Raw genomic sequence first — 21331 nt, 5'->3', positions numbered from 1 at the left:
CACGAAATATCGATTTAGCTACAAAAAGAGGCTGTTCAAATATTGAACAGCCTCTCTCATATTAACGAGTTGGACCAGATACATCTTCTGATTTCAACGTATTATTTGCACCAAGAGAATGATACAACATCTTTCCATTTCCATTCACAGTTACAATATGTTCGTTGTTAAAACTTTTGAACTTCACAGATCCATCACCGTAACGAATATGATACTCTTCATATGTCGTTACTTTATATTTCGTATCACTTTGACGCTCTACATTACGAACTTCCATCGTTAATAAGTCTTCTGTAATTCCTTTTTTGTGTAAATACTGTATATAATCACGGTCTTCCTTATACGATTTCCCGCTCTTATCATAATTATTTTCAATTAAACTAAAATCATTTAATGAAATTGCACGTACGTTATCATAAATATGATTTTTTACAAATTCGCCCACCGCTGAACTTGATGTTTCTTTCGGGAATTTTAAGTAATAGGTGCTTTGGTCTCCAACTTTAACGCTTTCTGATTTAATTAAGCCAAACTCAGCATTTTTCTCTAAATGCACTTCTACCGTTTCATCTGTTGGTACAGGACCAAGTTTATAACTTCCGCGGCTTAACTTCCCACGCTTCTTACCATTCACAACTACATTTGCATCATTTTCATCAGAGGAAATTGTTACATAATTGCCTTCTAATGATAAATTTACATCTACCTTCGCACTTTTTTCATCTGCTAAATCTACTTCTTTTTCTGTTTCTAACTCAGTTAACTCTGACTTTGCTTTTGCCTTTACAACGTAAGAACCCGGAAAATATGGACCAATTTCTTTTGAAGTTTTGTCATTAGACAATTCTACTTCTTTCTTATCATTCACATATATTTCTGCATTCTTCGCAGTTGTACTTACATTCATATAATACGATTTCATGCTAAATTTATACTTCGGATATAAAAACCATTCTTTTCCGTCTTCTATAATTTGTCCATCTTTAAACGATGCTTTATCACTTGCTAGTTTTTGATCCACTGTCTCTCTTTGTAAATAAGACAGCAGCTCTTTATTATATGAAGGGTTGTCTTTTAAATAACGGATATATGCCTTAATATCCTCTGCCTTAATCTTTAAGCTCGGATCATCTACCTTTACAAACTCATCAATTGCATTCGCATCTTTCTTTTGAAACGCCTCAATCATAACGTTTACTTGTTTTTCCTTTGAAAACTTGCTTGCACCAAATTTATATGCTCCGAACAATATAGCAAAAATAACAAGAAAACCTAGCAGTAAAAATATGTTCTTCTTACTTTTCACCGGCTTTGTTTCCCGTTGTATTTCTGAACGAGAAGAAGCTGTTTGATCAGCTATTTCTTCTATCTTACTTCCACACTCTGGACAAAAATTTAAATGGTCTGCAACTTTTTCATTACATATTCCACAAAACTTCAAGCGATTCTCCCCCTTATTTTTTTACCAACTTCATCCCAGCAAACACTAATACGTAAGAAAGAATAAAGCTACCTACTATTAAATACATCGTGCTACTTTGAATCGATAATAGCGGACCAGAAATCCCCGTAAATTCCTTCATAATTTCCTTACTACCTGAAGCTTCGATTTGGATTTTTGCTAATCCATTTACACAAAGCATCATCACAGTATAAACCGCACTAAACATCGCAATTGTTACATATATATTTTTCATTGGATATTGAGCTAATTTCATTCCAGCTCTAAATAGTAAGATACATGGTATTAAAATTAATAAACCCCACCAATGCATGTAGGAATTGAAATCATCCATATATTTAATTTCTTTAGCAGAAGCACCATTAGCAATTGCCACATCTTTTAAAGACGTACCATTTAATGATATGCCTGATGTATATGATAAATGTAACGGCCCTTTTCCTCCTGGATAGTTCTGTATTTCTTTCTCCATGTTCGCCCATTCAATTGCAGTTGGAGCAAAGTGAGCCATATTCCACATATACGGTGTTGCTTCTAATGAAATTAATGCTTTATATGTTTTCTCAGGGAAATCAATTGGTCCCATTGATTTTGAACTACTAAATAAAATCGTAATAAGTATAATACCAAATGTAATGATTAATCCTTTTAAAACAGTCACTACACTATAATAAATAGATGCTGCATATGGAACACTTTGACTAATTGCGGAAAGCATACGATGTGGTCCCGCTGCAATACTCATGCCAATAAAGCTAAATAATAAACCAAATATAATACCGTACAACAAACTAATAATATGAGAATAACTAACATTAATTGTCATTGTTTCATAGAATTGAGAAATCGTCGTAGAAGAACTTGCTACAAAACTTATAACACATAAGAAAATTCCATATACAATACCGATAATACATGCTGTTACTAGCTTCTCACGCCAAACAATAGACGGGTTTTTTTTCTCTACAAAAAAGCCAATTCCACCTAATATAAGTGCTGGAATAGTTAATAAAATGAACAATGGGACATGAAGAATAAATGACATTATGTATGTACCACTTCCACTGACTTCAAGACCCGCTAAATGATACATTAAAATTAATGGCGCTATGCCAATGAAAGATTGATTAATGGTAGTCATATCCAGCATACCGTTCGTATTTGTAACCATCGTTCTCATTAAATCATTCATCGCTGCATCGATAATTAAACTACTAATCCAGCCAGCCAAAAACATGCATATAATTGCCAGACCACCACCAAGTAAGCCTTTTTTCAAAGCAATTCCAGATGAACCCACATTTAGTTGTACACCCTGGTCTGGTAATTTCGTTTTCATTTCTTTTTTCGTAATACCTACTAGTAAGGAATCGCCGCATTTCTCACAATATGTAGCAGTTTCTTTACTTTCCACTCCACAAGTTCGGCAATATTTTGAGTCTTTAGGCGCTAATATAATATGACTTGCTACACCACCTGTACTAGACCCATCATGCGTACAATAATTTGATACATCAGACTGTTCTAAACCACAAGTTTTACAATACATGTTCCTCACTCCTTACTTTGCTTCATACCACAAACTGGACAGAATATAGCTTCTGTTTCGATTTGTTCACTACATGAAGAACATGATTTATTTTCAACATTGTTTGTTTGAAGGAGTAACTCATTTTCTTTCCCGCACTGTCCACAAAATTTATCATTTAATGATAATGAGCCACCACAGCTACACTGCCCTTTCTGACCTTGATTCTGCAAATTAGCAATTTGCTTACGCATGTTATAAATAGCAATATCAAGCTCTTGTACCGGTTCTACAATTCCTTTCAATACCTCTATTCGAACTTCATCATTGCGCAGTTGCATATATGTAGTTTGACCAAGCTCCAACAAAATTTCAGTTTTCGCTTGTAACTTCTCCTGCGTAATTTTCTTTAGTTGTGCAACCTCTTGTGCAACTTGCAACTTCATCTTTCCTTGCTCAATTCCCTCTTGCAACTTGTTCATACCATTCCCAAACTTCGCTTGTAAATCTGACACAACTTCCCCTCCTATAAATATATAGTAATATACGAAATTAACATTTTATATATTACCATGATTTTCAAGTTATGTAATCCAAATTTCATTTTTTCTGTTTTGAGCATTTTTTGTTTATAATGGTAAAGGAAAGAAATATGTGTACGGAGGAATATTATGCTGCAACACTCAATTACGAAAGATGAAATTATGATGATTGCGAATGAGTTCGTTCAAGGACTAGATCCACAGCAAACAGCTGATCAGGAACATGTCGCTACAGCTCGGCACCTATATCGTAGTGGTGTTGTCTATAACGTTGACTTTGATGGTTATACACTATCAGGAACTGTAGATGCGGAAGGCAACGTATATAGCGTTCATATTCCGATTCGTAACGTCGCTGAAAGCTATTGTGATTGCTTCGCACCAACACAATGTGAGCATATGCTCGCTGTATTACTATCTGCAGCGTCTAGTTTTGGGCAAGTAGGAGATGTATTAACTTTATTTAAAAATAATACGAAACCTTCCCTTCCCCCTATTCGAACTGCAAGACAAGTATTACAATCATCAGCTTTTGAAGAAACTGACTATAAAAGTTGGGAATCATATTTTGAAAAAGAATATGATTCATTTAAAAAAGAACAAGCTCGGCTTACTTATAAACAAATGTATTTTCTTATGAGTATCTTTACAGATTTCTATACGAAACTTGAGCGGAAAGCTCCGCGTATCATTGCGATACATGAATTATTCAGGTTACACGCAGCACTTTACTGCTTTCAAAAATTATTAGAAGAAATTCAGGCATTCGAAGCAAACAAAACATATTCTTATCACCAACCTGTTAATGTCATTCGCCTATTTGTAGACAAAGTGGAATCCATCGTTCGGGACTTACAATCAGAAGCGATTCCTTCAGAGTCTGAAATAATTTTACAAGAAACAGCTCGTCTCGTTCATGAAGTATTCTTCTCTACCGACGCTTATACGCAAGAGCGATTTTTCATTTATCGTCACATATGGAGTGAACTTTTAAACAATAAAGAGAAAATACAAGAAGAAGAAAAACGAATCGATACGAAAATCAATCCACTATCTAAAGCGTTAGCGTCTTCTCATCTTCTCTTTTTAAATGACGAAGATCTACTAGCGATGGACTTACTAAAAAAACAGCCTGCTTCTGTTGTGAGTCTATACTTCTATTGGTTAGAAGAACTATTAAGTGCCATGCATTGGGATCGTGCAAAAAACTGGCTTTCCTTTACGTATAAACAAGTAAAGAAAACGATCCAAGATCACGAAAATACGATTTTCATAAAAGATGTCGTTCGGCTATTTGTAATCATGTATGAAACATATGCAACACATACAAATGAACAAGCTGGTTTCGAAATGATCTTACAAGAACTATTACCGTATAGTTTCACAAACTATGAACAGTACGTACTCGCGAAAAAACAGTATCGTACATGGGCAGAGCTTCATCTCCTATATGGATTTGAAGCAATTGAGCTGTTGAAAGAGCCACTGAAAGATATTGAAAAAGAAGCGCCAGAAGTGGCACTTCCTCTTTACCATCTTGCTGCTGTAGAGGCGATTGAAGAACGAAATCGTAAATCATATAAACGCGCAGTTCGTTACTTAAAGAAATTACGTACATTGTATAAACGATTAAAACGCACCGATGAATGGGATGCTTTCATTATTCACATCGCCAATCTCCATTCACGTCTGCGTGCACTACAAGAGGAATTACGGAAAGGAAAATTAATCGATGATCAATCAAACTGAAGTAACAATTAGGCTCCAGCATGTTAGTCAAGGTTGGTTCCTTTGGGGAGAAGATGACAGCGGTACTCCATTATCCGTAACAAGTTGGAAACGAAATGCATTCACATGGCACTCCACTTCTTTCTACGGTACTTCTCTAAAAGAAGCAACCTTCGAAGGAAAACAAGGTGTGCTCCTAACAAATGCACAAGCCTTTGAATACATTGCAAACAAACCGATGAATTCCTTTGCACATATGCAAATAAACGGACCTATTACAGCACTTACGAAAGATGCAAATGAATTATGGGACGCCTTTACGAGTGGTAGCTTCGTACCAGATATGAATCATTGGCCTAAACAGCCATCTTGGAAAGTTCAAAATACACCAATTGAAGATGATACATTAGCATCTCTTTTCTCAGCAGCAGTTAATGAAAGCATATTACAAGATAATCGCTCAAATGACGGCTGGGAAGATGCTAAAAGGCTATATGAACATTACGACTTTACGAAAAGACAATTGGAAACAGCACTACATGAAGAAGATTGGCTTCGAAAAATCGGTTATATTGAAGATGATCTTCCGTTTACAATCGGACTAAGACTACAAGAACCACAAGAAGAATTTGAAATGTGGAAGCTTGAAACAATTGTGACACCAAAGCGCGGGGCTCATCGCATATATGTATATGAAAACATCGATTCCTTACCGAAAAGATGGCACGATTACGAAGAACGGATTACAGAAACACAAGAAGGTTTTAGTAAGCTCATACCGTGGTTAAAAGAAGGAGATACATTCCGAAATGAGCTCTTTGAAACAGAAGCTTGGAACTTCTTAACAGATGCAAGCAACGAATTACTTGCAGCCGGCATTACAATTTTACTACCATCATGGTGGCAAAATTTAAAAGCAACAAAACCGAAATTACGTGTCCAGTTGAAGCAAAATACAGCACAAACACAATCGTTCTTCGGTATGAATACGCTCGTTAATTTTGACTGGCGCATTTCGACGAACGGCATTGATTTATCAGAAAGCGAATTTTTCGAGCTCGTTGAACAAAACAAACGTCTATTTAATATAAATGGTCAATGGATGCGACTAGATCCAGCCTTTATCGAAGAAGTAAGGAAACTCATGAACCGTGCCGATAAATACGGACTAGAGATGAAAGATGTCCTGCAGCAACATTTATCAAATACGGCTGAAACAGAAATTGTAGAAGATGATAGTCCGTTTACTGATATTGAAATCGAACTAGATGGATATTATGAGGAACTATTCCAAAAGCTGCTTCATATTGGAGATATTCCAAAGGTAGATGTCCCTACTTCACTAAACGCAACACTTCGTCCGTATCAACAACATGGTATTGAATGGTTATTATATTTACGAAAGCTTGGATTTGGAGCATTGCTAGCTGACGATATGGGACTCGGGAAAAGTATTCAAACAATCTCTTACTTACTATATATAAAAGAAAACAATCTCAAAACAGGCCCTGCATTAATCGTAGCGCCGACATCTGTTCTTGGAAATTGGCAAAAAGAATTTGAGCGTTTCGCACCGAATTTATGTGTCCAATTACATTACGGAAGTAATAGAGAGAAGGGCAATTCATTTGAAGATTTCCTTCAATCAGCAGATGTTGTATTAACATCTTATGCATTGGCTCAACTCGATGAGGAAGAACTGACTTCATTATGCTGGGATGCTGTTATTTTGGATGAAGCACAAAATATTAAGAACCCACATACGAAACAGTCGAAAGCAGTACGAAACTTGCAGGCAAATCACAAAATCGCTTTAACTGGTACACCAATGGAAAATCGCCTCGCTGAACTTTGGTCCATTTTCGACTTTATTAATCATGGATATCTCGGAAGCTTAGGACAATTCCAACGCCGCTTCGTCACACCGATTGAAAAAGATCGTGATGAAGGAAAAATCCAGCAAGTTCAACGGTTTATCTCACCATTTTTACTGCGCCGAACGAAGAAAGATCAAACAGTCGCATTAAATTTACCAGATAAACAAGAACAAAAAGCTTACTGTCCTCTTACTGGTGAACAAGCTTCCTTATATGAACAACTTGTTCAAGATACACTGCAAAATGTAGAAGGATTAAGCGGAATTGAAAGACGCGGCTTTATATTACTTATGTTGAACAAGCTAAAACAAATTTGTAATCATCCTGCTCTTTATTTAAAAGAAGAAGCACCACAAAATGTCGTTGAACGCTCTATGAAAACAAAAACGTTAATGGAGCTCATCGAAAATATAAAAGATCAAAATGAAAGTTGCCTCATCTTCACTCAGTACATCGGCATGGGAAACATGCTAAAACGTGTGCTAGAAGAACAATTTGGCCAGCGTGTCCTCTTCTTAAACGGTAGTGTACCGAAAAAAGATCGTGACAAGATGATTGAGGAGTTCCAAAACGGAACGTATGACATTTTCATCTTATCCTTAAAAGCTGGGGGAACAGGATTAAACTTAACTGCTGCCAACCATGTCATTCACTACGATCGTTGGTGGAATCCAGCTGTGGAAAATCAAGCAACAGACCGCGCATATCGCATTGGTCAAAAAAGATTTGTTCATGTTCACAAACTCATTACAACAGGAACATTAGAAGAAAAAATCGATGAAATGCTAGAAAGAAAACAATCTCTAAACAATGCGGTCATCACAAGCGATAGCTGGATGACTGAACTATCAACAGACGAACTAAAAGAATTACTTGGTGTATAAAGTGAAACTTTAATCAGTAGGGGTTTTGTTCATCCCCCACTGATTATCAGCCCTCACCAATCGGGCTTTTACGGGAAGTTTTACTACCTGCAAAAAAAGCGCTAATCTCGAAATGAGATTAGCGCTTTTTTCTATTCCAAAACCAATTACTTATTATAATTCCCGTTAATCCGCCGCACGTATCAAGCAATGAATCTTGCCACATTGGTGTACGGTCCCCCGTATACCATTGGTGAATTTCATCAAATGTTGCATAACCCGCAACGAAAAGAATGGCATATATAAAACATCTTTTCCTCGAATGACCTGATCGATGAAAAGCGTAATAAATCAATGAACCTAGCATAAAGAACACCATAAAATGAGCACCTTTACGAAGGAAAAACTCAATAAATCCGCCTACACCTTTATTCGCAATACTAACAGGGGTTCCTCCACCATAATCAATAGATACCCATGAAAAATGCTCTTTTACAAATTCAACATTTACATATTGTTCAATATCTGAACGCATATCCTGCTTTTTATATGGTTGTGCCGAAGAATAGAAAATCAGCCCCATCCATAGTAATACAGGAATCCAAAATAACCATTTACGATTCATTATCCAGAATTCTCCTCTCTTAATCTTTTAAGGGTACCAAAAAAAAGAAAAAATTTCACGCCAAAACATGACATTCACGCCCTATTTATAAAGTGAAAGGAGGTGATACACATGGCAATTGAAACAATCGTAATGGATTTAACTTTACGTCTAGTATTAAACAACGGATTAGATAAGAATGGCAAAACAGTTTTCAAGAGCAAACAATTTAAACGTGTTAAAACAAATGCGAGCTTAGATCAAGTACACAACGTAGCTCATGCTCTCGCTTCCTTACAAGCATCACCACTTCATGCTGTACAACTTGTAAGCACATCAGATCTTTCTAAACTATAAAGTAAAACTTCAGATCAGTGGGGATTTTATTCATCCCCGCTGATTATTAGCCGCAATTTAACCAGCAGACCCGAGTCCCGTAAATAGCGGGATAAATACAAAGGAGGGAATAACACATGCAAGTACTAGAGTTAATTTTCGCGAAAGAAGATGGAAAAACAGTCGTTTTTTCTATCGATACGCCCATCACACCAATCGATGCACAAGTCGTAAATCAAGTAATGGATACAATCCTTGCCTCATCTGTATTTTCATCCATTGATGAAAATACAAGAAAAAAGGGAGCTCGCCTTGTAGAAAAAAATGTATCTGAAATTCCAATTACTTTATAAAATGAAAAAGACGAATCTGCATCATTTTGCAGATTCGTCTTTTTTCTTCGGCATTTCAATCGGAATAAAAATCTTTGAAAAACCGACGCATACGTACTTATAATGTTCTTCACCTATATCAAACTCAGTCGTATATGTTGAGAAGAATATATAATCATTTCGCTTCGTATAATGATCAATTAATAACCCAACTTGTGGCTCAACATACTTTTTCGCTAACTTTTTACCGGTCGATGCCAAGTCGCCAAGAAGACCCTCTTCATTCTCTTTTTGAACTTCATCTAGCTTCTTACTCACATCATTTCGCTTCATAAACTGCTTCGCTGCCCATTCTGTATATTCTCCTTTACTCGGATTGCTGTTTGCTAAATATACTAGGAGAATGACAACTAAAGCCATAATAATATACTTTTTCTTCATACTATATCACCGCCTACTCTTTTCTATTTTCATATATATGTACAAGCGATGCAAATTAGAAAGACTATCACCTATTGATTGTAAACGAATAGCCAAAATTTACAATATGAAATAGAATATTAACAACCAATTTACTTAATTTATATATAATTATATTCAGAATGAAAATTATAAGGGAGGATATAGAATTATGGATAATGAAAACAACATTTTTATTTCTAGTTCTACAATGATGCTTGAACCATGTAAACACCCTTATTACCGTACAAAAATCATCGACAGTAGCGGAAACCATCTTTACTCCTGTCAGACTGCTCTCCAACTTATACAGAAATCTTGTCTAACAAATATTCATTCTACCTATCAAGGGAGACGTAATGCCGTAAAAACAAAATTTAAATTTAAACAAAACGTTCCAATTCCGATCAATCATAGAGAATATATTTGCGCTTTCCCAACAGAATCTCCTGCTTCTCCAAATTGTATTTGGCTTTTCTTCAAACATGTTCATACAATAGAGTTTTTCAAAAAAGCTAAACAAGCTAAAATTCATTTTTCAAACGGAGCTACCGTAACGATACAAATTAGTTCCCATAAGCTAAGTCAGCAATTATGGAAAGCTGGATATGTATTATCCCAAATGAACATGCAAGATTCATCACCTTAATAGCAAATAGAATGGAAGGTAGTATTTCCTTAACTTCCATTCTATTTGCTATTTTTATCCCCTTACACTATTTCGCATTTTCTCGAGTGCTTGCCGATACATCCATCTTACTTGATAATATGTCATTTCCGTCTCTAAAGCGATTTCTCCCATCGTCTTTCCTACAAAAAAACGTTCAAAAATAATATACTTCTCCTTCTCATCTAACACACTCATAAAATCCTTCACTCTTATTTCAACATCTTCAAAATGAAAAATATCCTCATACTCTCCTACACATACACATCTTTCTTGTACAGTAGATTCTTTCTTCAATCTTTCTAATATATAACCACGCACCGTTACAAGTGCATATGCAGGGAAATACCCTTTCTTTGCATCAAATCTTTCATACGCATGCCAAAGACCAATTAAACCACATTGATAATACTCTTCATAATCTTGGCGAATACCTAATTTCTTTATTTGATTTACAATCATTCCTTCATACAAAACAACTGCCTCTGTAAAAGTCGCTGGCTTCACACAGTACCCGTTTCTAAAAGGTATACCTTTCTAGTATTCCGCGGTACCTTCACAATATAAAAATAAAGAAAAGATTTCACTGTGAGTAATTTCAAATACTACCGATGGAATTTGAAATTACACTAGATAGTATTTGAAATTTTGTTGTTGGTATTTGAAATAAGGGTAAAAATAAAAAAGGGTGACTCCTTTGAAGAGTCACCTTTTTCTAAAAGAATGAATTATGCACCTAATTTTGGAGCTAGACCACTTAAACTACTAAATCCAACTGAAAGAATAAAGAAAATAACAATTAAAATCGTTGCTTGTTTTTTACTTAATCCAGCCGTAATATGTAATCCTAATCCCATTACAACTAATGCCCAAATATTGAAAACTTCGAATGATGAAGCAGCACCATGAACAACTGTACCTGGCTCAAATAAAGTTGCTAAACTTGTATAAGAAGTTTCAATATCTCCACCAATAATCATTCTAATAATAAAGTTCACAATTGCACCTAAAATTGAAATCGTATATGTGTAGACATAAATAGATAATAATTTCATGTATGAAGTATCATTACTCATAAACATCATAATCACTTTATAAATAGCTGCCGCAATGAAGAACCAAATCGCAGTACCAAATAGTCCACCAACAATACCTGCTCCTATTCCGAAGTAACCAACAACTTTAGCCGCTTCGGCATCAGGTACCTCACTCATTACATCAGGATGATTCATTACTTGATACATGCTAATCCCTGCAATTACAGCTGTTAATATAATGAAAAGGAAAAATGCCCCCCAAACCGGACTTTTCGTCTTCATTCTCTCAAATTGCTCACCTGGAGAAGTAATCATTCCTAATAATGATGGCTTCTTCGCACCTACATCTTGCGTATTAATATTTGCTTCCATTATAACGCCTCCTTCTATTTATATAACCCGTTCTAACGGGCGGTTCACTTCCTCACGCAAGAGGCTACGAACCGCCCATTAGAACGGTAATGTGTAGTTCTACTACACTATTAATTACTCATAACGCAATGCTTCAATTGGATCTAATTTCGCAGCTTTATTTGCTGGAATTAATCCGAAAATAATACCGAGTGTCATCGAGAACAGTACGCCTCCAACAACAACTTCCCACGAAACGAGCGGTGGCCATTTTGCGAATGTGGAAACGATATATGCTCCGCCGTACCCAAGACCAATTCCGATTAAACCACCTAGAAGTGTTAACATAACAGCTTCAATTAAAAACTGTAATAGAATTTTACTACGTGTTGCCCCGAGTGCTTTACGTACACCAATTTCACGTGTACGCTCCGTTACAGATACAAGCATGATGTTCATAACACCAATTCCACCAACGACTAATGAAATACCAGCAATACCACCGATGATCATTGTCATAATGTTAGTAACTTTAGAAACATTTTCTTGGAATTCTTTTAAATTAACCAGTTCATATTTACCCGGAATTTCACTTGGCTTACGACTATTTAATACATCAACAGCTTGTTTCCCTGCTGCTTCTAAATCGTCTACATTTTTAGCTTGAATTGCGATACTTTGAATTTCATCTGTTCCGTATAAAACAGGCCATAACGTAAGAGGGATTAACGCTTCTTCCATTTCAAATCCCATAAATTCATTATCAGATGTATACACACCGACAATTTGCATCGGTTGTCCTTTCATCTCAATAATTTGTCCTACTGGATTTACGCCCTTAAATAACGTCTCTTCTGTTTTTGTACTAATCATCACGACGTTATTTGCATGAGAAATATCTGATTCATTTAAAGTACGTCCCTTTACGACCTTTACTTTATTAACCGCAAAATATTCATTATCAAGACCAATAACATTCAGATTTGCTTTTTTATCATTTACATCAAGCACCTCTGAATTCTGGTTTGTCGTAATAACATGTGAAACATCTTTCACTTGTTTTACTTCCAAAATATCCTCTTCCGTTAACTTCGGCATTTCAAATCCACCTATAGCAAACTCATCATTAATATCTGGTTTAAATTGAATTGGCATAAGGTTATTACCACCAGAACCTGCGAATTTCGACTTCAGCATCGCTTCCCCGCCTTGCCCAATCGCAACGACAGTAATAATTGAACCTACCCCGATAATAATACCGAGCATCGTAAGAGCTGAACGCAATTTATGAGCTAAAATAGAAGAGAGGGCAATTTTTATACTATCTAGTAAACTCATACCGCACACCTTCTATCTTCTGTAACTTTCCCGTCCCGCAGTACAATGCGGCGGGAAGAATACGCTGCTACTTCCTCTTCATGCGTAACCATAACAATCGTCGTGCCTTCTGCATTAAGCTTCGTGAAAATATCCATAACTTGTTCACCAGACTTCGTATCAAGTGCACCAGTCGGTTCATCGGCCATAATGAACGTTGGATTATTTGCAATCGCTCTTGCAATCGCTACACGCTGCTTCTGTCCACCTGATAACTCATTCGGTAAATGATGCACGCGATCTGCCAATCCAACTTTACCTAACGCCTCCAAAGCGCGCTTACGACGCTCCGCTTTCTTCACACCACCATATACGAGCGGAAGCTCAACATTTTCCACCGCGGAAAGACGAGGCAGTAAATTAAAGTGCTGAAATACAAACCCAATATATTCATTACGAATTAAAGCAAGCTTTGACTCGTCTGCTGTTAAGATATTCACGTCATTCAGCTTATATTCGCCTTCTGTTGGACGATCTAAGCAACCAATAATATTCATAAGCGTTGACTTACCAGAACCAGACGGTCCCATAATCGAAACGAACTCACCGCTCTGAATCGTTAAACTAATACCATGTAAAATCGGCACCGCCAATTTTCCTTGATAATATGTTTTAGCAATATTATTTAACGTAATCATTTCTCTTTCACTTCCATTCCGTCATACACATCGTCGGAAGGATTTTTAACCACCTTTTGCCCCACTGTTACGCCTTCTACAACCTCTGTCCAGTCTCCATCAGTAGAACCTTTTTTCACATTTTGTTTACGAAGCTTCCCTTTTTCCTCAACATAAACAAATGCATCATCGCCTTTTTCTACAATGCTTTTACTTGGAACAGCAATCATCGTCTTATTCTCTAAGTTTACTTGCAGAGAAACGTGGTAACCTGGAGATAAACCATCTTGACTATCAAGACTTGCTTTATATGTATACTGAGACATATTTTGAGTTGCTTCACCCACGCCGCCAGCTTGCGCCATCTCTGCGCTCGTTGGGAACTCACTTACCTCTGTAATCTTACCTGTCCACTTCTTCTTGCTATTTGCTTTTGCAGTTACAGTGAATGTTTGATCCTTTTGAATTTGTGACTTCTGAAGCTCAGTTAACGTACCTTGAACTTGGAATGGATCTTTAGAAGCTACTTGTAAAAACGATTTTCCTTGACCACCTAACGCTTGAGATGAACTTTGCGCCGCATCTTTATCTAACTTTTGAACAACACCAGCGAAATTACTATAAATCGTAAGCTCTTTCTGCTTTTTACTTAACTCTTCTTTCTGCAACTTCCCTTTTTCTTTCTCAAGATCAGTTGTCTTTTGAGCAATCTCCAGCTCACTTACTTGCTCGTCCATCGAATCTGTTACTTCTTTCCCAGCTCCGCTATCTTTCGCCTTCTTAATTTCTTTCTTGAGCGAATCAATCTTCTTTTTCCCTTGATCATAACGCATATCCGCCATCTTCTGATCAAGCTCAGCTTGCTTCATTTGAAGGTTAATCTCTTCATTATCATAAGAGAATAACTTCGTACCTTTCTCTACCTCTTGCCCTTCTTTTACCTCAATATCTTTCACTTTCCCTTTAGCCGGATCTGCATAGAAGCTTTCAATATTACCAGGCTTCACCTGACCAGAAATTAACTTCGTATTATTCAGCTTACGCTCCGTTACCTTCTCAAAACTTACAGCATCAGCATTTGTTGATGCTCCTTTCTTCTTACCTTGCATAACAAAAATATTAATTGCTGCTACAATAACAATTAGTGCAATAACCCCAATAATAATCCATTTCTTCTTCTTGTTTGGAGTACGAACCGTATTTGGTAACATATTCTCGCTCCCTTTTATAACTTAATAGTTTAATATAAAAATTGTATAAAACTTTCTGAAAATAGATTACATATTATTACATTATTTTTACAAAGTTTTACACATCCATTTATATTGTAACAAAAATTCCAATGATTAGAAATATGACATTATATCTTTTAAGATAGATTTAAGGAAAGATTATATTATATAGAAAAAGCCATCCAAAATAATAATTGGATAGCTTTTTCAAACAAAATATTACGCTACTTTAGGATCTTTTCTCTCATGTCCACGTTGAACAATAAATAAGAAGATTGTTGATAAAACCGCTCCTGTTAATAGTAAGATGAAACAACCATCCCAGCCAGAACGATCAACAATAACACCAATTGCTGCGTTAGCTACAAGACTTCCACCTACATAACCGAATAAACCACACATACCAACTGTCGTACCTACTGCAAATTTCGGTACTAATTCCATCGCACTTAAACCGATTAAGAACTGTGGTACATAAATTAAACAACCGATAATAGAAACTGCAATACTTACAACAAGTACGCTAGTTGCTTGCCAATATATAAACGTACCAATAACAACACCAACCATACTAATAATACATAATGGCATACGTTTTCCTTTAAATAATTTATCACTTAAAAAACCAACGATTAATGAACTTGGAATTGCCATACCTTCAAAGATTGCATATGCCGCATGCGCTTCTGCTTTTGAAAATCCTTTAACTGTCGTTAAATAAAGTGGAACCCAGTTAATAACACCGAAACGAATTAAATAAACAAAAGCATTCGCAATACATAAGAACCATACAAATTTATTTTTCACTACATACTTCATTAAAATTTCTTTTGGTGACATCTTGTTAGCGTTATCTGCTTTTTCAAGATTTTCATAGTCATTACGATACTCATCAATTGGAGGAAGACCTTCAGATTCTGGTGTATCCTTCGCATTAATCCAAACAAGAACTGAAATTACCATTGCGATAATTGCAGGGAAAATAAACACGCCGCCTTGCCAATGGTTTTCACCAAAAATACCTACACCAATTCCGACAAGTGGTGGCACAAGCATTCCACCAACGTTATGTGAAATATTCCAAAGACCTGTTTTCGTACCGCGTTCTTTCTTCGAGAACCATTTCGTCATAACAATACTACAAGGTGGTGCTCCCATACCTTGTACAATACCGTTAACAACAAGTAATGTAACAATCATCCCAAATGAAGATGCAAAGCCAAAACAAATATTTACAAGCCCTGATAAGAATAAACCGACTGCGATAAAGCGCTGGGCGAAAGCTTTATCTGACAAATTCCCCATAAAGAACTTACTAAATCCATAAACAATTGCCATTACTGAACCTAGTAGACCAATTTCAGCTGTACTAAAACCATATTCTTGTACTAAGTACGTACTTGATAACGTAAAGTTACTACGAACTAAATAATAAGCAGCATATCCAACTGAAATCCCGATTAACACACGAATACGTAGTAATCGATATACACGGTCGATCATATCCGCTGGCAATCTTTCAATTGCAGGTGCTGGCTTGAGCCATTTAAACATATATTTTCGTCTCCTTTTCTCACTTCAGAGAGAGACGCTGTCTATTCCATATCTCGATTATTCCGCTATTTGATATATTTTGGTTCGTCCTTCTAACCGGCTGTCCTTCTATTTCTTTCTCATTCTTCGCAAACATCGTTGGTACGCCAAACGACACTTTTTCTAAAATGTGACCCGCTTCTTCTGATAAACAATAATCAATAAATAAATCCGCAATAATACCACTCGGTGCACGTTTTAGTTTAGAAATCGCATTAACGGATAACCCTGTTTGCTCAGGTTCGTTACTTAAAATAGGAAAGCCTTGTTTTTGAAGCATTCTCTGATCTCCCATAAAGTTGATGCCTATCATATATTCACCGCTCGCAACAAGTTCTGCTGGGATGTAACCATTTACTGTTACTTCTCCAACTTGTTCTGCCAGATTCTTCACATATTCCTTCGCTTCCTCTTCACCTAATGTATCAATAAGTGATTGAAAAAACGTATATGCTGTACCTGAAACATTTGGATCGGGCATGACAATCTTTCCTTTATATACTGGATTCAATAAATCTTTCCATCTTAACGGATACGAGAGACCGAGCGGCGCTATTTCCTCGTTCCACCGCTCTTTATTAATCGCAATTGCTAGCTTCTCCACTTCATAACCGTACCAATAACCATCTTTATCTTTAACAGTCTTTGAAATACGATTTGCATGTTGGCTTATCACAGGAATAGAAAGATTTTTTTGCTTCATCATTTGATGCGCATCTACTGTACCGCCAATAATAATATCCGCCTTCGGATTGCCAGCTTCTTCTTCCACTCTACGAAGAAGTTCTTCTGTTGAAAGACGAATAAATTCATACGTACATCCGCGTGGCTTACAAAATGATGAAAGTAACGCTTCACCAACTTCCTCACGAGCCGCTACATACGCAACAATATGACGATCATCCAAAATAGGGAGACCATTTTTACTATATTTAATAGAGGTTGTATCTCGAGAGCAACTAGACATCGCTCCTCCAATTACTAGCAAAAAGAAGAAAAAGGCTATCTTTCTCATGACGCATTCTCCTTTACGAATAACTCTGCTAGAGAGCCTTTCATATACATGACATTCCCGTTATTATCACCGAGATATTGCACTACAAAGTACGATGGATACACAGAAATCGTAAGAATATCTTCACGATCATTCTTTACACGCTTACCTGTTTTATAAGCTGTAATATAAGCAATCGGTTCATTCTGCGATTGTAATAACTTCTGAATTTCTCCGTAATCTGTAATTTGCTTTGTGTACCGAATAGAATCAAGTATGTGCGTAAGATTGATAGTACGTACCACATCACCTTGACGTACTACGACATCCTTTGCCGAAGCAAAGAAATCACTAATACGCTCTGGCGTGTAATACAGGCTTAATAAATACGTTTGAAGTGCTGAAATCATCGGATCCATGCCATTCTTTCCGTATACATTTTCCCCATACTGGAACAAGTCACCTACTGCAAAAGTACGCTTATGTCCATTCAAGTACGTTACTTCTCCAGTAAATACTTGTTCTTGGCTCTTAACGCCCTCAGGTTCTATTCGAATTCGGTCAAAGAATGAAACAATCGTATGCAAACGAACTTCATCCGTTACAACAATTTCTCCCCACTTTTCATGTCTTACTTTCACTTCAATTGGAAGAGATTCATTCACCCTTTGTAAAACGGCTTGTTTATCATTTACAATGTTGATTCGATTATAGATTTGCTTCTCCATAACATAAAACAAAACAAGAGAAACAATTATACAAATGACAAACATAAGAATTTGAAATGATAGCCTTTTCATTTCTGCCTACCTCCAAGATAAAAAAACGTTGTTTCGAAAATACCGCATAATTGTTTCATAAATGTATCATTTAACCGCTTTCAAGTTTTTTATGTCTTCCATCCTTCTCGGAAGCAAAAATGTAATGAATATTGTAGTACCTATTTCTTCACTACTCTCAATCCGCATGCTTCCGCCCTGCTTATTCATAATCTCCTGACAAATATACAAACCATAACCATTCCCATAACTAGAAGGAAGTGCCTTTCCTTTCGGAGACTCATTCCACTCTGCAAGCACCATTTCATCTATACCGATCCCATCATCATGAACAAAAACCTTCGCCTCATGCTCATTTACAATTACATTCATACGAATATGCGAAGCATCACTATACTTAATTGCATTATCAAGCACATTTAAGAAAATTTGCTTCGTCTTATCAAAATCTGCAACAACATGTACACCCGTTAACTCATTTATCACTTCAATTTCAAATTGATTTAGGCGAGGCTTCACAATTGAAACTGCTTCTTCTGCCAATTCCTTTATATTCACAACTGTAGGAGACACTTCAAACGTACTCTTCCCATATTTCGAAGACTTAAGCAGTTCCTCTACAAGTGATAATAAACGCTCACTTTCCACAGCCACATAACGAAGACTTTCCTGTACATCTTCTTTCGATTGTAACTTCGGAATTAAATCAACATAACCGATAATTGCCGTTAGCGGTGTTTTCAGCTCATGCGTAATGCGGTCTAGGAAATCTTTCTGCTTCTCTTTCTCCTCCTGCAATTGCTTAATATGCAGCTCAATTCCATCGGCCATCGCGTTAAAAGATGCTGAAAGCTGAGCGATTTCCACGTACTCATTTAACTCAATCTTACTCTTATAATCACCATTCGCGAGCCGCTGTGCCATTTGTCTCAACTGATCAATTGGTTTATGAAGAGACTTCGCCAAACGAATTGCAAAGAAAATACCCGCAGCTACTAAACAAAGGGACGCCATTAAGAATGTCCAGCTCACATTTGTTAAAACTTCCTTCTCACCCGTTAACTCATTTATAAAACGAATACTTCCAATGACATCGTTTCCATAATAAACCGGGCTTGAAAACAAAAGAATGGGAGCTGGATCCGCCTCCTCAAAAACATAAGACTTCTTTCCCTTCAAGGAACTCTCAATGTCGATGTTACGGTGAAGCAATGCTCCTTTTTGTGTATCTGCAACAACATCGCCATTCTTCCCGATCATCTGCACACGGACATCCATACGCTTCGCTAAATACGACGCAATTAAAAGTGAATTAGGACCAAGCGTATCCACTTCTGCTTCCTTCTCTAAATAATTCATCGTATAAATTTGTGCTTCTACACTTAACTTTTCTAAAGAATCTGCTGCGTTATGATACATATTCTTTTCTAACGTAATATAAACAACTGCATATAAAAGAACAAAAATCGGAATTAACAGCCCAACTATTCCAAACACCATATTTCGCTTTAAAGACATACCATCACCACTTAACAATCCAGTTTATAGCCAACGCCATAAATTGTCTTAATATATTCTCCGCTCGTCCCAAGCTTCTTTCGAAGTCTCTGCACCATAATATCAACTGCTCTCGTATTTCCGATATACTCAAATCCCCATACTTTCTCAAGCAACTCATCCCTCATAAACACACGCTGCGGATTTGAAACAAACAACTGACATAAATTAAACTCTCGGTACGTTAACTGAATCTCTTGTCCACTCACATGTACCTTTCTTTCCTTAGGACAAATCACTATCTCTCCAGCCTCAATTACTTCATGACTTACAGCGGTCTCTGTCTTCTTTACACGCCGCGCCATATTCTTAACCCGAAGAATAAGCTCCGCATAATTAAACGGCTTCGTCACATAATCATCAGCACCAAGCTGCAAGCCAAGCAACTTATCATTCATCTGACTCTTTGCTGTCAACATAAGCACTGGAATATCCCTATCCCTCTCACGGAACAAACGAAGCAACTCATACCCATCCGTATCCGGAAGCATAACATCCAAAATCAATACATCCGGCCCTTCATTCCATCGCTCTAAAGCTTCTCTCCCATCAGCCGCTGCCAATACTTCATAACCTTCCATCTCCAACTGCATCCGAATCAAATTACGAATACTCGATTCATCATCAACTACAAGTATTTTCATCATTCTCCTCCTTCCATCATGTATTATAGTACAGTTTAGTATAGCAAAAATCGTACAAAAAAAGAGAGGGTATTGTCGAACATATTTTGTCGACGATACCCTCTCCCCTTTTATTATTTAGCTACAAAATAATCCGTTACATATTGTGCCCAAACTTCATGACCTTTAGCAGTTGGGAAACCAAACTCTTCTTTTAAGTATGGTAAAATAGCCTTTGTCGATGCATCCGGCCATGCTCCCCAATGATCAATATATGTATAATTATTTTGCGTCGCAAATTGTTTTAATGCTTCGATCGCTTTCGGATAATTTTTCGCACCATACACTGGATTTGATGGTTGAATCATAATCGTAGCACCCTTTGCACTAGTAGAAAGTGCTTGAACAAACTTCTGTGTACTCGCAACAGAGTTCCCATTACCAGTTTTACCGTTATCAGTAATAAATGGTGGTTCAAATAAAATCACATCTGGATTCTCTTTCGCGATCTCTTTATCACGCTTATTCACGATTAACTCTTCTGTGCTTTCACCCTTATATTCCTTTACAGCCACATTCCATAAACCTTTACCGTAAGCAGCTTCTAAATTAGCCGTTAACTTAGCTGCCCAAGCACCTTTTTCAGATGAAGAACCTTCATCACCAACAATAACAAGATTTACTGCCTTTTTATCCTCCGCAGCTTTCTTTAACTTCTCTTTCACTGCATCTGGCAAATTCTTCGCATATGCTTCATTAAAAGATGACTTCGT

The 21331-nt window shown here is 36.7% G+C and carries 21 protein-coding genes; 5 read left to right on the top strand and 16 right to left on the bottom strand.

Annotated features, from left to right (window positions below):
* Window positions 1–61: 61 nt before the first annotated feature.
* Genes MR167_RS23650 through MR167_RS23640 form a run of 3 tightly spaced genes read right to left on the bottom strand, consistent with a single transcriptional unit; the run spans window position 62 to window position 3505 of the window.
* A complete protein-coding gene (locus tag MR167_RS23650; protein ID WP_000666859.1) occupies window positions 62–1441 on the bottom strand; it encodes a zinc ribbon domain-containing protein in 1380 nt (459 codons plus the stop codon).
* 13 nt (window positions 1442–1454) lie between these two features.
* The gene (locus MR167_RS23645) at window positions 1455–3011 is read right to left on the bottom strand and encodes a zinc ribbon domain-containing protein (RefSeq protein ID WP_016078175.1); all 1557 of its coding nucleotides are present in this window, start codon (window positions 3009–3011) and stop codon (window positions 1455–1457) included.
* A gap of 5 nt (window positions 3012–3016) precedes the next feature.
* Window positions 3017–3505, bottom strand: a complete 489-nt coding sequence (locus tag MR167_RS23640) for a zinc ribbon domain-containing protein (RefSeq protein WP_001281738.1) — start codon at window positions 3503–3505, stop codon at window positions 3017–3019.
* Between the two features lie 156 nt (window positions 3506–3661).
* Here MR167_RS23640 and MR167_RS23635 point away from each other — a divergent pair, with 156 nt between their 5' ends.
* Together MR167_RS23635 and MR167_RS23630 are read left to right on the top strand one after the other, a co-directional pair.
* Window positions 3662–5281: an SWIM zinc finger family protein gene (locus MR167_RS23635; protein ID WP_000939128.1), complete on the top strand. Its 1620-nt coding sequence runs from the start codon at window positions 3662–3664 to the stop codon at window positions 5279–5281.
* Window positions 5265–8021, top strand: coding sequence for a DEAD/DEAH box helicase (locus MR167_RS23630; RefSeq protein ID WP_242315614.1), 2757 nt, complete (start codon window positions 5265–5267; stop codon window positions 8019–8021). Before MR167_RS23635 ends, MR167_RS23630 begins: the two co-directional genes overlap by 17 nt.
* Window positions 8022–8139: 118 nt before the next feature.
* Here MR167_RS23630 and MR167_RS23625 read toward each other — a convergent pair whose 3' ends face one another.
* Window positions 8140–8625 (bottom strand): VanZ family protein, encoded by a 486-nt coding sequence (locus MR167_RS23625; RefSeq protein ID WP_001080704.1) that lies wholly within the window; start codon window positions 8623–8625, stop codon window positions 8140–8142.
* A gap of 111 nt (window positions 8626–8736) precedes the next feature.
* Between MR167_RS23625 and MR167_RS23620 the strand changes: the two genes are divergently transcribed.
* Window positions 8737–8961, top strand: coding sequence for a DUF1659 domain-containing protein (locus tag MR167_RS23620; RefSeq protein ID WP_000963861.1), 225 nt, complete (start codon window positions 8737–8739; stop codon window positions 8959–8961).
* A 116-nt stretch (window positions 8962–9077) separates the two neighbouring features.
* Entirely contained in the window at window positions 9078–9293 is a 216-nt protein-coding gene (locus tag MR167_RS23615; RefSeq protein ID WP_001197592.1) for a DUF2922 domain-containing protein, read from the top strand.
* Between the two features lie 21 nt (window positions 9294–9314).
* On the opposite strand, the gene MR167_RS23610 is transcribed toward MR167_RS23615, so the two are convergent.
* Window positions 9315–9713 (bottom strand): DUF4359 domain-containing protein, encoded by a 399-nt coding sequence (locus MR167_RS23610; protein WP_242315612.1) that lies wholly within the window; start codon window positions 9711–9713, stop codon window positions 9315–9317.
* 190 nt (window positions 9714–9903) lie between these two features.
* Between MR167_RS23610 and MR167_RS23605 the strand changes: the two genes are divergently transcribed.
* Window positions 9904–10380, top strand: a complete 477-nt coding sequence (locus MR167_RS23605) for a competence protein ComK (RefSeq protein ID WP_000368310.1) — start codon at window positions 9904–9906, stop codon at window positions 10378–10380.
* Between the two features lie 54 nt (window positions 10381–10434).
* On the opposite strand, the gene MR167_RS23600 is transcribed toward MR167_RS23605, so the two are convergent.
* The 11 genes from MR167_RS23600 to MR167_RS23550 all read right to left on the bottom strand — a co-directional run.
* Entirely contained in the window at window positions 10435–10905 is a 471-nt protein-coding gene (locus MR167_RS23600) for a sigma-70 family RNA polymerase sigma factor (RefSeq protein WP_000801296.1), read from the bottom strand.
* Window positions 10906–11126: 221 nt separating this feature from the next.
* Complete coding sequence (gene yknW, locus MR167_RS23595) at window positions 11127–11807, bottom strand: YknW family membrane protein (protein ID WP_000387918.1); 681 nt, start codon at window positions 11805–11807, stop codon at window positions 11127–11129.
* 114 nt (window positions 11808–11921) lie between these two features.
* On the bottom strand, window positions 11922–13124 hold the full coding sequence (locus MR167_RS23590; protein WP_000054363.1) for an ABC transporter permease: 1203 nt from the start codon (window positions 13122–13124) through the stop codon (window positions 11922–11924).
* Window positions 13121–13801 carry an ABC transporter ATP-binding protein gene (locus MR167_RS23585; protein WP_000631619.1) on the bottom strand — a complete coding sequence of 227 codons (681 nt, stop codon included), beginning with the start codon at window positions 13799–13801 and terminating at the stop codon, window positions 13121–13123. Before MR167_RS23585 ends, MR167_RS23590 begins: the two co-directional genes overlap by 4 nt.
* Window positions 13798–14991: an efflux RND transporter periplasmic adaptor subunit gene (locus MR167_RS23580; protein ID WP_242315610.1), complete on the bottom strand. Its 1194-nt coding sequence runs from the start codon at window positions 14989–14991 to the stop codon at window positions 13798–13800. The genes MR167_RS23585 and MR167_RS23580 overlap by 4 nt, the downstream gene beginning before the upstream one ends.
* 240 nt (window positions 14992–15231) lie before the next feature.
* On the bottom strand, window positions 15232–16566 hold the full coding sequence (pgtP, locus tag MR167_RS23575; RefSeq protein ID WP_000477603.1) for an MFS transporter: 1335 nt from the start codon (window positions 16564–16566) through the stop codon (window positions 15232–15234).
* A 19-nt stretch (window positions 16567–16585) separates the two neighbouring features.
* Complete coding sequence (locus MR167_RS23570; protein ID WP_001225641.1) at window positions 16586–17620, bottom strand: ABC transporter substrate-binding protein; 1035 nt, start codon at window positions 17618–17620, stop codon at window positions 16586–16588.
* Window positions 17617–18399: a DUF3919 family protein gene (locus MR167_RS23565; RefSeq protein WP_242315608.1), complete on the bottom strand. Its 783-nt coding sequence runs from the start codon at window positions 18397–18399 to the stop codon at window positions 17617–17619. The genes MR167_RS23570 and MR167_RS23565 overlap by 4 nt, the downstream gene beginning before the upstream one ends.
* A 66-nt stretch (window positions 18400–18465) precedes the next feature.
* Window positions 18466–19896, bottom strand: coding sequence for a HAMP domain-containing sensor histidine kinase (locus MR167_RS23560; protein ID WP_042596733.1), 1431 nt, complete (start codon window positions 19894–19896; stop codon window positions 18466–18468).
* Between the two features lie 11 nt (window positions 19897–19907).
* Window positions 19908–20579 (bottom strand): response regulator transcription factor, encoded by a 672-nt coding sequence (locus tag MR167_RS23555; RefSeq protein ID WP_000699556.1) that lies wholly within the window; start codon window positions 20577–20579, stop codon window positions 19908–19910.
* Window positions 20580–20692: 113 nt separating this feature from the next.
* On the bottom strand, window positions 20693–21331 hold a 639-nt coding region (locus tag MR167_RS23550), incomplete at its 5' end, for an SGNH/GDSL hydrolase family protein (RefSeq protein WP_242315606.1).

This window comes from Bacillus cereus group sp. BfR-BA-01355 (assembly GCF_022663675.1).
Lineage (GTDB): Bacteria > Bacillota > Bacilli > Bacillales > Bacillaceae_G > Bacillus_A > Bacillus_A thuringiensis_S.
This window is presented reverse-complemented; position numbering and strand designations above follow the sequence as displayed.